Here is a 14,074-nt window from a genome sequence, read left to right on the forward strand (position 1 = left end):
GGGGGTACGTGCCAAACGTTTGTTATGTACTCTACGGGAATGCCCGCCCGAGGTGACCACGACGCCCGCCGCCGGGACGTGTCCGAGGCCGTCTGGCGCGTCCTCGCCGCCCGCGGCTTCGGCGGCCTGACCCTGCGCGCCGTCGCCGCCGAGATGGGCGCCTCGACGGGCCTGCTCACGCACTACTTCCCGAACAAGAGGGCCCTGGTCGCGCACGCCCTCGACCTCGCCGACGAGCGCACCGCGAACCGTCCCCTCCGCGAGGCCCCGCCCGGCCTGCGCTCCCTGCGCGCCGCCCTGCTCGACGTCCTGCCGCTCACCCCCGCGGCGGCGGACATGAACCGGATCTGGGTCGGCTCGTGGGACGTCGCCCTCGCCGACCCCGGCCTCGGCGAACGCCAGCGGCTCCGCTACCGGAACTGGCGCGCCCGGCTCCGCCCGCACGCGGCCGCCGCGGCCGCCCGGGGCGAGCTGCCCGCCTCGGCCGACGTGGACGCCGTCGTCGCGGCGGCCGCCGCGTTCGCGCACGGCCTGGTCGTCCACGCCCTCCTGGACCCCGGCGCGTACCCCCCGGACCGCCAGACCGCGATGCTGGACGTCTTCCTCGCGTCCCTCGCCCGGCCGGGCCCATAATGCCCCGATGATCGAATCGCGCACGCTGCGCTGCCCCCGCCATCTCGGCATGTTCCTCGCCGGAGCCGCCGTCGCCGCGCTCTTCGGCGTCGTGGCGATCGACAAGGCCCGCGGCGGCGCCGGCCTCCCGGCCTATGCCGCCGGAGCCGTGTGCTTCCTCCTCGCGCTCGGGGCCCTCCCGATGCTGCGCACGCGCATGATCCTCCGCGGCGACGCCCTCACCCTGGTCTGGGGCTACGGCCGCCACCGCCTCGCCTGGACGGACATCGTCGAGATCTCCGCGGACGCCCACCACGGCGCCTGGATGCTCCACGTGCGGACCGAGGACCACGAGCGCGTGGCGGCCTTCTTCCCCGTCCGCCTGGCGGGGATGAAGGTGGACCAGGGCACCCACCTGCAGGAGCCCTCCGGCGACACCCCCTACGGGCTCTACAAGCTCCACGCCGAGCTCTGGGAGGAATGGCGGCGCCACGTCCCCGCCCCCGCGCCCCGCTGAGGCCCGCCCGGTGGAGCGATCCGCCGCTGGGCCATCCTGGTGCCATGACGATCAGCACGCGCCCCCTCGGTGACGACTTCGGCTCCCCCATCGACGACCGCTACTTCGAGGACTACACCGCCGGCGCCGTCTACGAGTACGGCCACGTCACCCTGGACGAGGCGGAGATCATCGAGTTCGCCCGCCGGTTCGACCCGCAGCCCATCCACGTCGACCCGGACTTCGCCGCGTCCGGCCCCTTCAAGGGGATCATCGCGAGCGGCTGGCACAGCGGCTCGATCATGATGCGGCTGTTCGCCGACCACTTCCTGTCCCGCGTCGCGAGCCTCGCCTCCCCCGGCGTGGACGAGCTGCGCTGGCCCGCGCCGGTCCGTCCCGGCGACTCGCTGCGCCTCCGCGTGGCCGTGCTGGAGGCGCGCCCGTCCCGCTCCAAGCCGGACCGCGGCATCGTCCGCACCCGGGCCGAACTCCTCAACCAGGACGACCAGGTCGTCCTGCACACCCTCCCGATGAACCTGCTGCGCCGCCGCGACGCCGGCTCATGAGACACGCCCTGGGCGCGGGTCACCGTCCCGGCGCCACGTCCTCCGCCGCCCGCGGCGCGGGCGCGGCGGGCGCCGGGAGGGCGGGTTCGGGGAGGGTGCGGATCAGCAGCCAGGCCAGGGCGGGCATCGCGATGAGCGGGGTCAGCGCCGTCCGCAGGGACGTCGCGTCCGCGACGCTCCCGAGGACCGGGCCGGCGAGCCCGCCGATACTGACGGTCAGCCCGAGCGTGACGCCGCTCGCGGTCCCGACCCGGGTGGGCAGGTAGTCCTGGCCGAGGGTGACCTGGAGGGAGAACGGGATGTAGAGCCCGGCCGAGGTCAGGGCGATGAACAGGTAGATCGCCGGGCCGGGGACGAACACGATGCCCGCGACGGCGACGGCCGTCACGAGGTACGACCTGCGCACGGCGGTGACCCGGTCCCAGCGGGCGGCCAGGGAGCCGCCCAGCACGGTGCCCACCGCGCCGCCGAGGTACAGCACGAACAGGGCCGCGGTGCCCGCGGCCATGCCGCCTCCCGTGCGCTGCCGCGCGTAGAACGAGATGAACGTGGCCATCCCCATGAACACGACGGATCGGCAGACCACGGCCAGCGACAGCTTCACGAAGGAGCTCCTGTCGTCCACGCCATGCTCGGCGGAGGGGCCGGAGCCACCGGGCGTGCTCGTCTCCAGCGCGCGCAGGACGGGCAGGCACAGGACGCTGCCGACGAGGGCCGGGACGGCGAGGAACGGTGTGAACCGCAGGTCGTGCGGGGCGATCACGGCGGCGACCAGGAGCGGGGCCAGCGCGAATCCGACGTTGCCGCCGACCGAGAACCAGCTCATCGCCGTGTGGCTCGCCCCGCCGGCCTTGCGGGCGACCCGGGCCGACTCGGGGTGGTACGCGGCGACCCCGACCCCGGAGACCGCCACGAACACCAGCGTGAGCGCGTAGTCGCCGCCGAGACCGCTCAGCGCGATCCCGGCCCCGCCGAGGAACGTGCTCAGGGGCAGCAGCCAGGGCATCGGCCACCGGTCGGTGAGCGCGCCGAACAGGGGCTGCGCCACCGACGAGAGCAGCGACGCGGCGAGGACGATCCCGGAGGCGGCGGCGTAGGTGTAGTGGCGCTCGGCGACGAAGAACGGTACGAGCGCCGTCACGGACCCCTGGTAGACGTCCACACAGGCGTGCCCGGCCGACAGGAGGAGGACCTGCTTTCGCGATGACACGCCGTTCATGCTCGCGCCGGGACGAAATGTCGGGCTTCCGATAATCTGCCAACCGATGCAGGAAATCCGCCACCAGCCGGCCGCCCCCACCCGCACCCGCTGGCTGGCCCCGGGGGCCGAGATCGACGCCCACCGGCACGACGACCACCACATCGCCTATGCCGGACGGGGCGTCGTGTCCGTCACCACCGACGCCGGGACGTGGGTGGCGCCCGCCAACCGCGCCATCTGGATCCCCGCCGGCGCCGCGCACGCCCACCAGGCCCACGGCGAGGTCGAGCTGCACCTGGTCGGCCTCCCCGCCACCGACAACCCCCTCCGCCTGGACGAGCCGTCCGTGCTCACCGTGGGCCCGCTGCTGCGGGAGCTGATCCTCGCCTACACCCGCGAGCCCGACCGCGCCGGCGACCCCGCGCGCGCACGGCTTCGCGCGGTGCTGCTCGACCGGCTGCGCACGTCGGCGCAGCAGCCCCTGCACCTGCCCGCTCCCACCGTCCCGCAGCTCACGGCGCTGTGCGGCATCCTGCACGCCGACCCCGCCGACAGGCGCACCCTGGCGGAGCTGGGGCGGGAGGTCGGCGCGAGCGACCGCACGCTGTCCCGGCTCTTCAGGGCCGACCTCGGCATGACGTTCCCGCAGTGGCGCACCCAGCTGCGCCTCCACCACGCGCTGGTCCTGCTCGCCGAGAACACGCCCGTGACCGCCGTGGCCCACCAGTGCGGCTGGTCGTCGGCCAGCGCGTTCATCGACGTCTTCCGCCGGGCCTTCGGGCACACCCCGGGCGCGCACGGGGCACCGGACGGCGCCGGCCCGTGACCGTCCGCCCGTCAGTGCTCGGCGGGCTGTTCCTCGCGGGTCTCCCTCTGGCGGCGCTTGCGGAGAGCGCCCGGCTTGGCCTTCTCCTCCGGGTGGTGCCGGACGCGGACCAGGCTGGCCCCGGTCGTGACCAGCAGGATCACCAGGATGGTGCCGAGCGAGAGCGGCGTCGGTATCTCGGGAACCGACGTGGTGACGTCCTCGTGCAGGAACTGCATGATCAGCTTCACGCCGATGAACGCGAGGATGACCGACAGGCCGATCGACAGGTAGACCAGGCGTTCCAGCAGGCCCTCGATGAGGAAGTAGAGGGCGCGCAGGCCGAGCAGGGCGAACGCGTTCGCGGTGAAGACGAGGAACGGCTCCTTCGTCACGCCGAAGACGGCCGGGATGGAGTCCAGCGCGAAGAGGATGTCGGTGCTGCCGATGGCGATGAACACCAGGAGCAGCGGTGTCATGACGCGCTGCCCGTCCTCGTGGGCCAGCATCCGCCCGCCGTGGAAGTCCTGGCTCACCGGGAGGATCTTGCGCGCCCGGCGGACGAGGAAGGTGTCCTCCACGTCGGGCTCCTCGTTGCGGTGCCGGATCAGCTGCACGGCCGTCCAGATGAGGATCAGCCCGAACAGCAGGAAGGTGAAGGAGAACAGGCTGATCGCGGCGGCGCCGACCGCGATGAGGACGGCCCGCAGGACGAGCGCGGCGGCGATCCCGAACAGCAGCGCCTTCTGCTGGAACTCCTGGGGCACCGCGAACCGCGCCATGATGATCACGAAGACGAAGAGGTTGTCGACCGACAGGCTCTTCTCGACGATCCAGCCGGAGAAGTACTCGGTGCCCGCCGTCGACCCGCCGAGGACCCACACGGCGAGGCCGAACAGCAGCGCGGCGGCGATGTAGAACACCGACCAGAAGGTGGCCTCGCGGATCCCGACCGCGTGCGGCCGCCGGACCGCGACCAGCAGGTCGAAGACGAACAGCATGGTGATCAGCGCGATCGTCGCGACCCAGGCCCATGCGGGTATGTCGACCATCCGGGGGCTCCCACGTCGGAACGAGTGTCGGCTGATCTATATCCGTTCTGGGCGCCGTCATCCGCACTCAGGCTCACTCAGGCGAATCTGAGTATTCGCGCCCATGCGGCGGCACCCCGCCCGCGGCGAGGCTGCGGGCATGGAAACCACCCGCTGGCGCCCGTTCGCCCTCGCAGCCAAGGCGGCGCTCGCCGCGCTCCTCGCACTCGTCGTCGTGTTCCCGGAATGGGACCGGTTCGCGGACAAGGCCATGGGCGTCCGCGTCGCCGCCTACCCCGCGGCCGTCATGCTCGTCACGCTCGTCTGGGCGCTGCGCGGGCGGGGCCGGCCCTTCCCGTGGGACGTCGACCTCCTCGTGACGCTGCCCTTCCTCGTGGACGTCGCCGGGAACGCCGCCGACCTCTACGACACGGTCGGCTGGTTCGACGACGCCTGCCACTTCGGGAACTGGGCCCTGCTCAGCGCCGCCGCCGGCGTCGCCCTGCGCCGCCGGGGCGGCCCGCCCGCCTGGACGCTGGCCCTGACCTGCGCCGGACTGGGCGCCGCCGCGGCGATCCTCTGGGAGTTCTTCGAGTACGGCGTCTTCATCCTCGACACCCCCGAGGCCGTCACGATCTACCGGGACACCATCGGGGACCTCATGCTCGGCCTGGCCGGCTCCGTGATCGGCGGCCTCGCCGTCGCCCGTACCGGGGGTCGCGGGGGCCTGCCGCCGGCACGTCCGCTCCCTGCCGGGCGGCGGCCGGGCCTCAGCCTGGACACCACGGTCCACCTGCGGCTGCTGCCCGGGTCAGTACACCAGGGCCTGGACGTCGTCCGTGGTGATCTCCTCGACGAAGGTCGGGGCGCCGGCGATGCGGACGCCCGGCAGGACGTCGTCCGGGCCGATCTCGCGGCGGGCCGCGCACTGGGTGCAGAGGGTGACGCGCCCCGCGGAGAGGACGACGGCGAGAAGGTCGTCCAGCGGAGTGGCGTGCGGCAGTGAGAACTCCTTCGCCCGCCCCGGCAGCGCGAACCAGGCCGACTCGCCGGTCAGCCACAGCGAGACCGGCACGCCGCTCGCGGCGGCGGCCGCCGCCACCGTGAACGCCTGGTTGCAGCGCTCCGGGGCGTCGGCGCCCGCCGTCACCTTGATCACCAGTGGTCGGGCCATAGTCGCACTCTAGTCCCGGGATACCGCGTAGCATCCTGCGCGTGGGCGGAATGGTGAACGCGGCGATCCTCATCGCCGTGCTCGGACTCATGGCGGTGGCCGCCGTGCTCCTCGTCATCCGCCTGAGCCGCCTGAAATAGGGGATTCAGTCCAGATGGTCGAGGGCGACGATCAGGGCGGAGGCCAGGACCAGGCACGCGCCGCCGCCGTACCCGATCCCCATGAACATCACGGCCCGCCGCCCGAACTCGCGGCGCGTCCGCGTGGTGATGCTGTACTGGCCGGTCTTCTCGTCCTTGCCGATCGACCCGCCCGTCGCGGTGCCGAGGATGTAGAGCGGCCGCCCGGCCGGCAGGATCCACTCCTCGTAGCGGTACTCGGAGACCTCCTCGGTCGTCAGGCCCGGCAGGGACCCGTGCTCGGGACGGCGCTCGTCCATCGTCCGGACGGCCCCGTCGACGGCCGCCGTCCCCGGGTCGACGGTGAAGCGCCCGGACTCGTCCTGGAGCGGGAACGGCGCCGCCGACTTCTCGTCCATGAAGACCCGCTTGCCGCTCCGGGTCTTCGCCGTGGCGCGGACGCGGTACCAGGCGCACGGCGTCCCGGAGAACGGCGCCGGCTGGACGGCCTGGGCCGTCCCGCTCACCTGGCAGGGCACGCCGCCGGGCAGCCCCGCCACCCCCGCGCAACTCGTCGCGACGGCGCGGCGCAGGCTGCGGAAGCGCAGCCGCCAGACCCAGCCGGCGGCCAGCAGCACCGCGGCGAGGATCAGCAGGAAGACGATCGCCGGGGAGAGATCGGACACGGTCCAATGATCGGGACGGGGACGGCGCACGGACAGGGACGGCGGTCCCTCTCAAGCCGGGCCGGCGGCCGGGACGCGCCGGGCCGCGGGCGCCGCTACGCTCGGTGTCCATGGATCCTGAGCTGCACCCGGACCTAGAGCCCCTGGCGTTCCTCCTCGGCACCTGGGAGGGCGCCGGGGTGGGCGGCTACCCCACGATCGAGTCGTTCAACTTCGGCCAGGAGATCTCCTTCACCCACGTCGGCAAGCCCTTCCTCATCTATTCGAGCCGGACCTGGATGATCGAGGAGGACGGCACCCTCGGCCGTCCGCTCGCCGTGGAGACGGGGTACTGGCGGCCGCGGCCCGGCCACCAGGTCGAGGTGACGCTGGCCCACCCGACCGGGATCGTCGAGATCTACGTCGGGAACGCGGCGTTCAACCGGGTGGAGCTGCGGACCGACGTCGTCGCGCGCACGGAGTCGGCCAAGGAGGTCACCGGCGGCCACCGCCTGTACGGGCTGATCGGGGAGGACCTCGGCTGGGCCTACGACATGGCGGCGATGGGCCAGAAACTCCAGTCGCACCTGTCGGCGCAGCTCAAGAAGGTCTCCTGAACTCCCCCGGAAAATGAACGGTCCCCGGACCTTCCCGCCGGGAGGCGGGGCGACGGACAGGACGGGTCCATCGGTCCGGGGACCGGGTAACTGCCTGGGATTCGCCGGTCACCGTCGCGACCGGTTGCCACCACCGGGGGCGGCGGCGCCGAGGCGGAACGGCGACTAGCGGACAGCCACCTCGCGAGTCCTAGAATCAACCATTTCTTGGACCACCTCCTTTCGCGCGTACCCCGAACGTATGCGAGCGCCGTCCGATGGGGCAAGCGAGTTTTCCGACGGCTGAAACGCCGGGCCGGACCGGCGCCGCCGGGTTCTAGACTCGGTGCATGGTCGAGTCGTGGCAGGAGGAGCTGCGGGCGAAGGGGTACCGGGTGACGCCCCAGCGCCAGCTGGTCCTTGAGGCGGTCACCAACCTGGAGCACGGGACGCCCGAGGAGATCTGCACCGAGGTGCAGCGCACGGCCCGCGGCGTGAACATCTCCACCGTGTACCGGACGCTCGAACTCCTGGAGGAGCTCGGCCTCGTCAAGCACGCCCACCTCGGGCACGGTCCGCCGAACTACCACCTCGCCGCCGAGGCCGAGCACATCCACCTCGTGTGCCGCGGCTGCCACACCGTGGAGGACGTCGACCCGCGCGCCGCGTCCGGCCTGGCCGACGTCCTGCGGCGCGACTTCGGGTTCGAGACCGACGTGCACCACCTCACCGTCTACGGGCGGTGCAAGGAGTGCCGCGCCACATAGTCTGGACGCATGGGAAGCCCTCTGCTGCAGTCGCCCGGAGCCGTCGCCGCCGACGCGCCCGACCAGGAGGTCGCCGCGCACTACGGGGACCCGGCGCGCGAGCAACGCGCCCTCGAAGAGGGGGCGGCGTTCGCCGACCGGAGCAACCGGGGCGTCGTCCGCGTGTCCGGGCCGGACCGGCTGAGCTGGCTGCACAGCCTCCTGAGCCAGCACCTGGACGGTCTGAAGCCGTTCGAGCCGACCGAGGCGCTGCTGCTCAGCCCGAACGGGCACATCGAGCACCACCTCTTCCTCGTCGACGACGGCGAGGCCGTCTGGGCGCACGTCGAGCCCGGGACGGCGCCCTCGCTGGTGGAGTTCCTCGACCGGATGCGGTTCATGCTGCGCGTCGAGGTCGCCGACGTGTCGGACGAGTACATGGTGATCACCGGGCCGCCGTCGTCCGATGCCGGCCCTTCCTGGCCGGACGTGGCGGGGACCGCGACGCGGATCGTCCCGCGCGGCTCCTTCCCCGACGGCCTGCGGCCGGCGGGGATCTGGGCGTACGAGGCGCTGCGCATCGCCGAGCACCGTCCCCGGTTCGGGCTCGACACCGACCACCGGACGATCCCGCACGAGGCGGGGTACGTGGAGACCGCCGTCCACCTGAACAAGGGCTGCTACCGGGGGCAGGAGACCGTCGCCCGCGTCCACAACCTGGGGCGTCCCCCGCGCCGCCTGGTGTTCCTGCACCTGGACGGCAGCGTCGACCGGCTCCCCGCGCACGGCGACCCGGTCGAGATCCCGGGCGGGCGCACGGTGGGCACCGTCGGCTCGGCCGCCCGCCACCACGAGCTCGGCCCGATCGCGCTCGCGCTGGTCAAGCGCAACGTCCCGGTGGACGCCGAGCTGCTCGCCGGCGGCGTCGCGGCGGCCCAGGAGGTCGTCGTCTCCCCGGAGACCGGCGCGAACGCGCAGATCGCCCTCCGCCGCCGCGCGGCGAAACACGGGTAGCAGGCGGCCCCCCGGACGAATATCGTCTGACATAGACGATTTCTGACCGGCCGGCGCCCAGGGAAGGTGGATTCCTACCGATGGTCCCGAACCTGGGGAAAGAGGAGCCGCCGGCGGCCAGGAGAGGGACCCGGCGCCGTCCGGGCCGGGAGTCCGCGCTGGTCTGGTGGGCCCTGTTCGCGGCCGTCTTCGGAGCGGCGTACTGGTTCCAGTCGTGGCGCGTCGCGCTGCTCGGGCTGCTCGGCTGGTGCCTGTACGAGTTCATGCTGGTCCCGACGATGTGCCGGATCCTCACCCAGCAGGGCGCCGCCTGCACGGAGCGGACGCGGGAACGGCTGTTCGCCTGCGCCCGCCCCGGCCACCAGCGGCTCCGCAACGACGCGCTGTGGCGCCTCGCGGGCCTCCGCAACCCCTTCCAGAAGCCGCTGCCGGCCGAGGAACCCGACCGCGACACCGGCGTCGTGGTCGTCTCCCCGAACCTGCGCGGACGCCTCGTCCCGCAGGACCGGGCCCTCATCCTGCTCGCCACCGCCGGCACGGTCGGGGCGCTCGTCGGCATGGTCTACGGATTCCGTTGACGCGCTCCCCGGCTAGAAGGTCGGGGGTTCAGCCCGTGCCGCGCGTGTGGCACCTCTGTGGCTTCCTGTTTCACCGGGTCCTGCCCTCCGCTAGGCGGCGGGTCTTGCGGTCCCTCCGCAGGCGTTTAGTCTCTCCACCCGTCCGGCGGCGAGGATGTTGAGCGCGGCGTTGACGTCCCGGTCGTGAGCCGCTCCGCACGGGCAGGCCCAGGCCCGGACGGTCAGCGGCATGGACTCGGCGAGCGCGCCGCAGGCCGAGCACAGCTTGCTGCTGGGGAACCAGCGGTCGATCTTCACCAGGGCGCGGCCGTGCCGGGCGGCCTTGTACTCCAGCATGTTCACCAACGCCGACCATCCGGCGTCGTGCACACTTTTGGCCAGCCGGGTGCGGGCCAGGCCCTTCACGGCCAAGTCCTCCACGACCACCGCTTGGTTCTCGCGGATGATCTGGGTGGAGAGCTTGTGCGTGAAGTCCCGGCGCGCGTCGGCCACCTTCACATGCGCCTTGGCGACGCGGGCGCGAGCCTTGGCGCGGTTGCCAGACCCTTTCGCCTTCCGGGACAGGGCCTGCTGCGCCTTGCGCAGGCGGCGTTCGGCGCGACGCAGGAACCGGGGGGTTGTCGATCTTTCGGCCGTCCGACAGCACCGCCAAGTGCGTCAGGCCCAGGTCGATGCCGACCTCGGCGGCCGTCTCCGGCAACGGCTCGATGCCCGCCTCGACCACGAACGAGGCGAAGTACCGCCCGGCCGCGTCCTTGACCACGGTCACGCTCGACGGCTCGGACGGCAGGCGGCGGGACCATTTCACCGTGACGTCGCCGATCTTCGGCAGGCGCAGTTTCCCGCCCGCTGTGATCGAGAATCGGGCGTTGCGGGTGAAGCGGATCGCCTGCCGGTTGTCCTTGCGGGACCGGAACCGGGGCGCGGCGATGCTCGGGCCCTTGCGCTTGCCGGACAGCGAAGCGAAGAAGTTGCGGTAGGCGGTGTTCAGATCGGCCAGCGCCTGCTGTAGTACCACCGCCGACACCTCGCCCAGCCAGGCGCGTTCGGGCGTCTTCTTCGCCTCGGTGATGACCCGCTTGGACAGCTCGCCGTCCGGCAGGTGCGGCAGACCGGCCGCGTGGGCTTCCTGCCGTGCGCGCAGCCCGTCGTTGAACACCGTCCGCGCGCACCCGAACGCGCGGCCCAGCGCGGCGCGCTGGCCCGGGGCCGGGTAGAGGCGGAACTTGTACCGAAGCTGCACACCATGATCCTACCTTTGGTTAATGGCCGAGAATGGAGAACATCAGAGCTGGTAGACACTGTGTTTTGCCCTGCATGCCCATTTTGTTTTCGTCACCAAGTTCCGGAATCGGGTGTTCACCGGCCCCCCTTGAGCGCATGGAGCAGATCATGCGACGTGTGCTGGCCCGCCACTACTATCGGGCGAACAAGTTGTGGTCGGGTTTCTACTTCGCCGGGAGTGTGGTCGGCGCTCCGATCAGCGTCCTGCGCCGGTACCTCCAACAGCAGAACCGCCCGGTCTGAACCGGGCAGACGCTGGATCGCCCGAGGGCGATCCAGCTTTCCTTGCCCCGCTACGCGGAAGGGTCCGCTTCACCCAGGGCCTGAAGGCCGCAGCACTGCGGACGAACCCGGTAGCCCCGGCGCGCTACCCGGCGGGTGGGTCAGACGTCCAGGACGAGGGTGATAGGGCCGTCGTTGACGAGCGCGACCTTCATGTCGGCGCCGAACTCGCCCGTCTCGACCTTCGCCCCCATGCTCCGCAGCTCGCGGACGACCGCGTCCACCAGGGGCTCGGCGACCGGGCCGGGCGCGGCGGCCGTCCAGGATGGGCGGCGGCCCTTCCGCGCGTCCCCGTAGAGGGTGAACTGGCTCACGACGAGGAGCGGCGCGTTCACGTCCGAGCACGACTTCTCGTCCCGCAGGATGCGCAGCCCCCACAGCTTCGCGGCCAGCCTGCGGGCCTTCTCCGGGCCGTCGTCGTGCGTCACGCCGACCAGGACGAGCAGTCCCGGCCCCTCGATCGCGCCGGTGACGCGCCCGTCCACGGACACGCCGGCCTGGCTCACCCTCTGGACTACCGCACGCATGACCATGCATTCTGCCGCCTATGGGAGCAACGACGCTCATCACGGTGGCGCCCACGGGCGCGGAGTCCGCCAAGGCGGACGTTCCGGCCCTGCCCGTCACCCTGGAGGAACTCGTCCAGACGGCCAAGGAGTGCGAGGCCGCCGGGGCGGCCGTGATCCACGTGCACATCCGCGACGACGACGCGCGACCCACGCTCGACCCGTCCCGGCTGCGGGACACGGTGACGGCGCTGCGGGAGAGCACGGGGCTGATCGTCCAACTGTCCACCGGAGGCGCGGTCACCGACCCGTACGAGGACAGGCTGCGCGTGCTGGACGCGGAACCCGACATGTGCTCGCTCACCTGCGGGACGGTCAACTTCGGCGACGACGTGTTCATGAACCCGTGGCCGTTCATGGTGGAGCTGTACCGGCGCACGCAGGAGCTGGAGGTCGTCCCGGAGTTCGAGCTGTTCGACCTGGGGCAGGTGGCGGCGCTGCGGCGGCTGCTGGACAAGCACGGGCCTCCGTACGGCGGGCACGTCCACTGCGATCTGGTGATGGGCGTCCCGGGCGGCATGCCGGGCGACGCGCGGTCGCTGGTGGCGGCCGTCGAGGCGCTGCCGGACGGGGCGACGTGGTCGGCCACCGGCATCGGGCGGACGTCCCTGCCCGTCCTGTTCGCCGCGTTGTCGGCGGGCGGGCATCTGCGGGTCGGGATGGAGGACACGCTCACGCTGGCGAAGGGTCGTCCGGTGACGGCGAACGTCCAGCTGGTGGAGCGCGCCGCCCAGGCCGCCCACCTGGCGCAGCGCCCGCCGATGCCCGCCGCGGACGCCCGCGCCCTCCTCGGTGTCAAGCGGCACTGAACTTGGGGTTTTCCACAGGTCGTGATTTCCCTCCCGTGGGGTGGGTCGGGTACTTGACCATGGAGGTAGCAGGTCCGCCCCCGGGTGGGTGGGGCCTGCTTTTCGGGAGTTCGGTGTTCCGCTGGTCGGTGCCGGTGTGACGAGGTGGGCCTGATGACGATCAATCCCGTGCTGGTCGAGGTCGAGCGGTCCGGGTTCGTGGAGTCGCGGCACCGCGGGGCCGCGATCGGGATCGACGCCGGCGGGGCGGTCGCCGTGCGGGCCGGCGACCCGGCGGCGCCGGTGTTCCCGCGGTCGGCGAACAAGCCGCTGCAGGCGGTCGCGATGCTCCGGTCCGGGCTCGAACTCGACGACGAGCTGCTCGCGCTCGCCGCGGGCAGCCACTCCGGCGAGGACTTCCACATGGAGGGGGTCGAGAAGATCCTCTCCGCCGCCGGGCTCGTCGCCGCCGACCTGCGCTGCCCGGAAAGCTGGCCGCTCGACCCCGCCACCCAGCACGACATCGCCCGCACGGGCCGCGGCCCGTCCCGCCCGCGGATGAACTGCTCGGGCAAGCACGCCGCGATGCTCGCCACGTGCGTCACCGCCGGCTGGCCGACCGGCACCTACCTCGACCCCGGCCATCCGCTCCAGCGCGCCGTCCGCGACGTGGTCGAGGAGATGGCCGGCGAGGACGTCACGGCGGTCGGCGTCGACGGCTGCGGCGCGCCCCTGTTCGCCGTGTCGATCGCCGGGGTCGCGCGGGCGTTCCGCGCGCTCGTCCTCGCCGGGCCCGGCACGCCCGAGCGCCGCGTCGCGGACGCGATGCGGACCCATCCGCAGTGGACGTCCGGCACCCGGCGCGAGGAGCTGCGGCTCATGGAAGCCGTGCCGGGCCTGCTCGTCAAGTGCGGCGCCGAGGGGGTGGACGCGTTCGCGTTCGGCGACGGCCGCGCCGGCGCCGTCAAGATCGACGACGGGGCGATGCGGGCGCGGACGCCCGTCACCGTGGCGCTGCTGCGGGCGCTCGGCGTCCACGACGGCGCCGACAAGGCCGCCCTGGACGAGCTGGCGGTCGTCGAGGTCCGCGGCGGCGACGGCGTCGTCGGCGCCATCCGCCCCTCCCCAGGAGCCTTCGACCAGCCGTCTAGTGGGTGTCGGGGTTCGTGGACTTCTTGAGCTCCTCGAACTCCTGCTTGAAGACCGTCTGCTCGTACAGGATCCCGTCCGGCCACGGCTTCTTCGGTTCCCGGCCCGGCTGCGGGTTGTCGCGCCGGAACTCCTCCGGCTGCGTCTCCTTGCTGGGCGGGTAGCTGTGGGAGAACATCCCGGGCGTGTAGGTGTACACCCCGCCCTGCTCCATGCCGCGGTGGTTGTCCTGGTCGTTCCTGCGGTCGGGATGGATCTTCCTGGACGAGGCCGCCCTCAGCATGTACAGCCGGGCGATCGTCAGCACGGCGGCCACCACAACGATGATCCACACCCACCGGAGCGCGACGGTGGGGGATGTGTCGGCCAATACCTCCTGGGCGAGCATTGCGGTCCACCTCC

At 72.4% G+C, this 14,074-nt stretch carries 17 protein-coding genes and 1 pseudogene; 11 read left to right on the forward strand and 7 right to left on the reverse strand.

The window, feature by feature from the left end:
- The first annotated feature begins 39 nt into the window (after nt 1–39).
- Genes K8Z49_RS21960 through K8Z49_RS21970 form a run of 3 tightly spaced genes read left to right on the forward strand, consistent with a single transcriptional unit; the run spans nt 40 to nt 1,674 of the window.
- Nucleotides 40–633, forward strand: a complete 594-nt coding sequence (locus tag K8Z49_RS21960; protein WP_143118448.1) for a TetR/AcrR family transcriptional regulator — start codon at nt 40–42, stop codon at nt 631–633.
- 7 nt (nt 634–640) lie between these two features.
- Nucleotides 641–1,129 (forward strand): PH domain-containing protein, encoded by a 489-nt coding sequence (locus tag K8Z49_RS21965; RefSeq protein WP_024935616.1) that lies wholly within the window; start codon nt 641–643, stop codon nt 1,127–1,129.
- 44 nt (nt 1,130–1,173) lie between these two features.
- Nucleotides 1,174–1,674, forward strand: coding sequence for a MaoC family dehydratase (locus K8Z49_RS21970; protein ID WP_021599622.1), 501 nt, complete (start codon nt 1,174–1,176; stop codon nt 1,672–1,674).
- A gap of 19 nt (nt 1,675–1,693) precedes the next feature.
- On the opposite strand, the gene K8Z49_RS21975 is transcribed toward K8Z49_RS21970, so the two are convergent.
- Complete coding sequence (locus K8Z49_RS21975; protein ID WP_412520557.1) at nt 1,694–2,884, reverse strand: MFS transporter; 1,191 nt, start codon at nt 2,882–2,884, stop codon at nt 1,694–1,696.
- Nucleotides 2,885–2,939: 55 nt separating this feature from the next.
- Here K8Z49_RS21975 and K8Z49_RS21980 point away from each other — a divergent pair, with 55 nt between their 5' ends.
- Entirely contained in the window at nt 2,940–3,701 is a 762-nt protein-coding gene (locus K8Z49_RS21980) for a helix-turn-helix transcriptional regulator (protein ID WP_075021379.1), read from the forward strand.
- Between the two features lie 11 nt (nt 3,702–3,712).
- On the opposite strand, the gene K8Z49_RS21985 is transcribed toward K8Z49_RS21980, so the two are convergent.
- From K8Z49_RS21985 to K8Z49_RS21995, 3 genes are all read right to left on the reverse strand, one after another.
- Complete coding sequence (locus K8Z49_RS21985; RefSeq protein ID WP_021597966.1) at nt 3,713–4,732, reverse strand: TerC family protein; 1,020 nt, start codon at nt 4,730–4,732, stop codon at nt 3,713–3,715.
- Nucleotides 4,733–5,522: 790 nt separating this feature from the next.
- Nucleotides 5,523–5,885 (reverse strand): DsrE family protein, encoded by a 363-nt coding sequence (locus tag K8Z49_RS21990; RefSeq protein WP_075021380.1) that lies wholly within the window; start codon nt 5,883–5,885, stop codon nt 5,523–5,525.
- A gap of 145 nt (nt 5,886–6,030) precedes the next feature.
- Nucleotides 6,031–6,690: a GIDE domain-containing protein gene (locus K8Z49_RS21995; protein WP_021597962.1), complete on the reverse strand. Its 660-nt coding sequence runs from the start codon at nt 6,688–6,690 to the stop codon at nt 6,031–6,033.
- A gap of 110 nt (nt 6,691–6,800) precedes the next feature.
- Here K8Z49_RS21995 and K8Z49_RS22000 point away from each other — a divergent pair, with 110 nt between their 5' ends.
- The 4 genes from K8Z49_RS22000 (at nt 6,801) to K8Z49_RS22015 (ending at nt 9,603) form a co-directional block, all read left to right on the forward strand.
- Nucleotides 6,801–7,286: an FABP family protein gene (locus K8Z49_RS22000; RefSeq protein ID WP_111830992.1), complete on the forward strand. Its 486-nt coding sequence runs from the start codon at nt 6,801–6,803 to the stop codon at nt 7,284–7,286.
- Between the two features lie 329 nt (nt 7,287–7,615).
- Nucleotides 7,616–8,032 (forward strand): Fur family transcriptional regulator, encoded by a 417-nt coding sequence (locus K8Z49_RS22005; RefSeq protein ID WP_021597960.1) that lies wholly within the window; start codon nt 7,616–7,618, stop codon nt 8,030–8,032.
- 9 nt (nt 8,033–8,041) lie between these two features.
- Complete coding sequence (locus K8Z49_RS22010) at nt 8,042–9,025, forward strand: YgfZ/GcvT domain-containing protein (protein ID WP_021597959.1); 984 nt, start codon at nt 8,042–8,044, stop codon at nt 9,023–9,025.
- An 80-nt stretch (nt 9,026–9,105) separates the two neighbouring features.
- Complete coding sequence (locus K8Z49_RS22015) at nt 9,106–9,603, forward strand: hypothetical protein (RefSeq protein WP_412520561.1); 498 nt, start codon at nt 9,106–9,108, stop codon at nt 9,601–9,603.
- A 90-nt stretch (nt 9,604–9,693) separates the two neighbouring features.
- Here K8Z49_RS22015 and K8Z49_RS22020 read toward each other — a convergent pair.
- A pseudogene (locus K8Z49_RS22020) lies at nt 9,694–10,846 on the reverse strand (RNA-guided endonuclease InsQ/TnpB family protein).
- Nucleotides 10,847–10,995: 149 nt separating this feature from the next.
- On the opposite strand from K8Z49_RS22020, the gene K8Z49_RS22025 reads away from it, so the two are divergent.
- Nucleotides 10,996–11,130 carry a transposase gene (locus K8Z49_RS22025; protein WP_220126536.1) on the forward strand — a complete coding sequence of 45 codons (135 nt, stop codon included), beginning with the start codon at nt 10,996–10,998 and terminating at the stop codon, nt 11,128–11,130.
- A gap of 140 nt (nt 11,131–11,270) precedes the next feature.
- On the opposite strand, the gene dtd is transcribed toward K8Z49_RS22025, so the two are convergent.
- On the reverse strand, nt 11,271–11,696 hold the full coding sequence (gene dtd / locus K8Z49_RS22030) for a D-aminoacyl-tRNA deacylase (protein WP_024935613.1): 426 nt from the start codon (nt 11,694–11,696) through the stop codon (nt 11,271–11,273).
- Nucleotides 11,697–11,716: 20 nt separating this feature from the next.
- Between dtd and K8Z49_RS22035 the strand changes: the two genes are divergently transcribed.
- Together K8Z49_RS22035 and K8Z49_RS22040 are read left to right on the forward strand one after the other, a co-directional pair.
- Entirely contained in the window at nt 11,717–12,544 is an 828-nt protein-coding gene (locus K8Z49_RS22035; protein ID WP_075021382.1) for a 3-keto-5-aminohexanoate cleavage protein, read from the forward strand.
- Nucleotides 12,545–12,697: 153 nt separating this feature from the next.
- On the forward strand, nt 12,698–13,702 hold the full coding sequence (locus tag K8Z49_RS22040; RefSeq protein ID WP_024935611.1) for an asparaginase: 1,005 nt from the start codon (nt 12,698–12,700) through the stop codon (nt 13,700–13,702).
- Here K8Z49_RS22040 and K8Z49_RS22045 read toward each other — a convergent pair.
- Complete coding sequence (locus K8Z49_RS22045; protein ID WP_021597952.1) at nt 13,671–14,060, reverse strand: hypothetical protein; 390 nt, start codon at nt 14,058–14,060, stop codon at nt 13,671–13,673. The two genes, K8Z49_RS22040 and K8Z49_RS22045, sit on opposite strands and share 32 nt — an antisense overlap.
- Nucleotides 14,061–14,074: the final 14 nt, after the last annotated feature.

Origin of the sequence: Actinomadura madurae (genome assembly GCF_047130825.1) — a bacterium.
In the GTDB taxonomy this organism is placed as follows: domain Bacteria; phylum Actinomycetota; class Actinomycetes; order Streptosporangiales; family Streptosporangiaceae; genus Spirillospora; species Spirillospora madurae.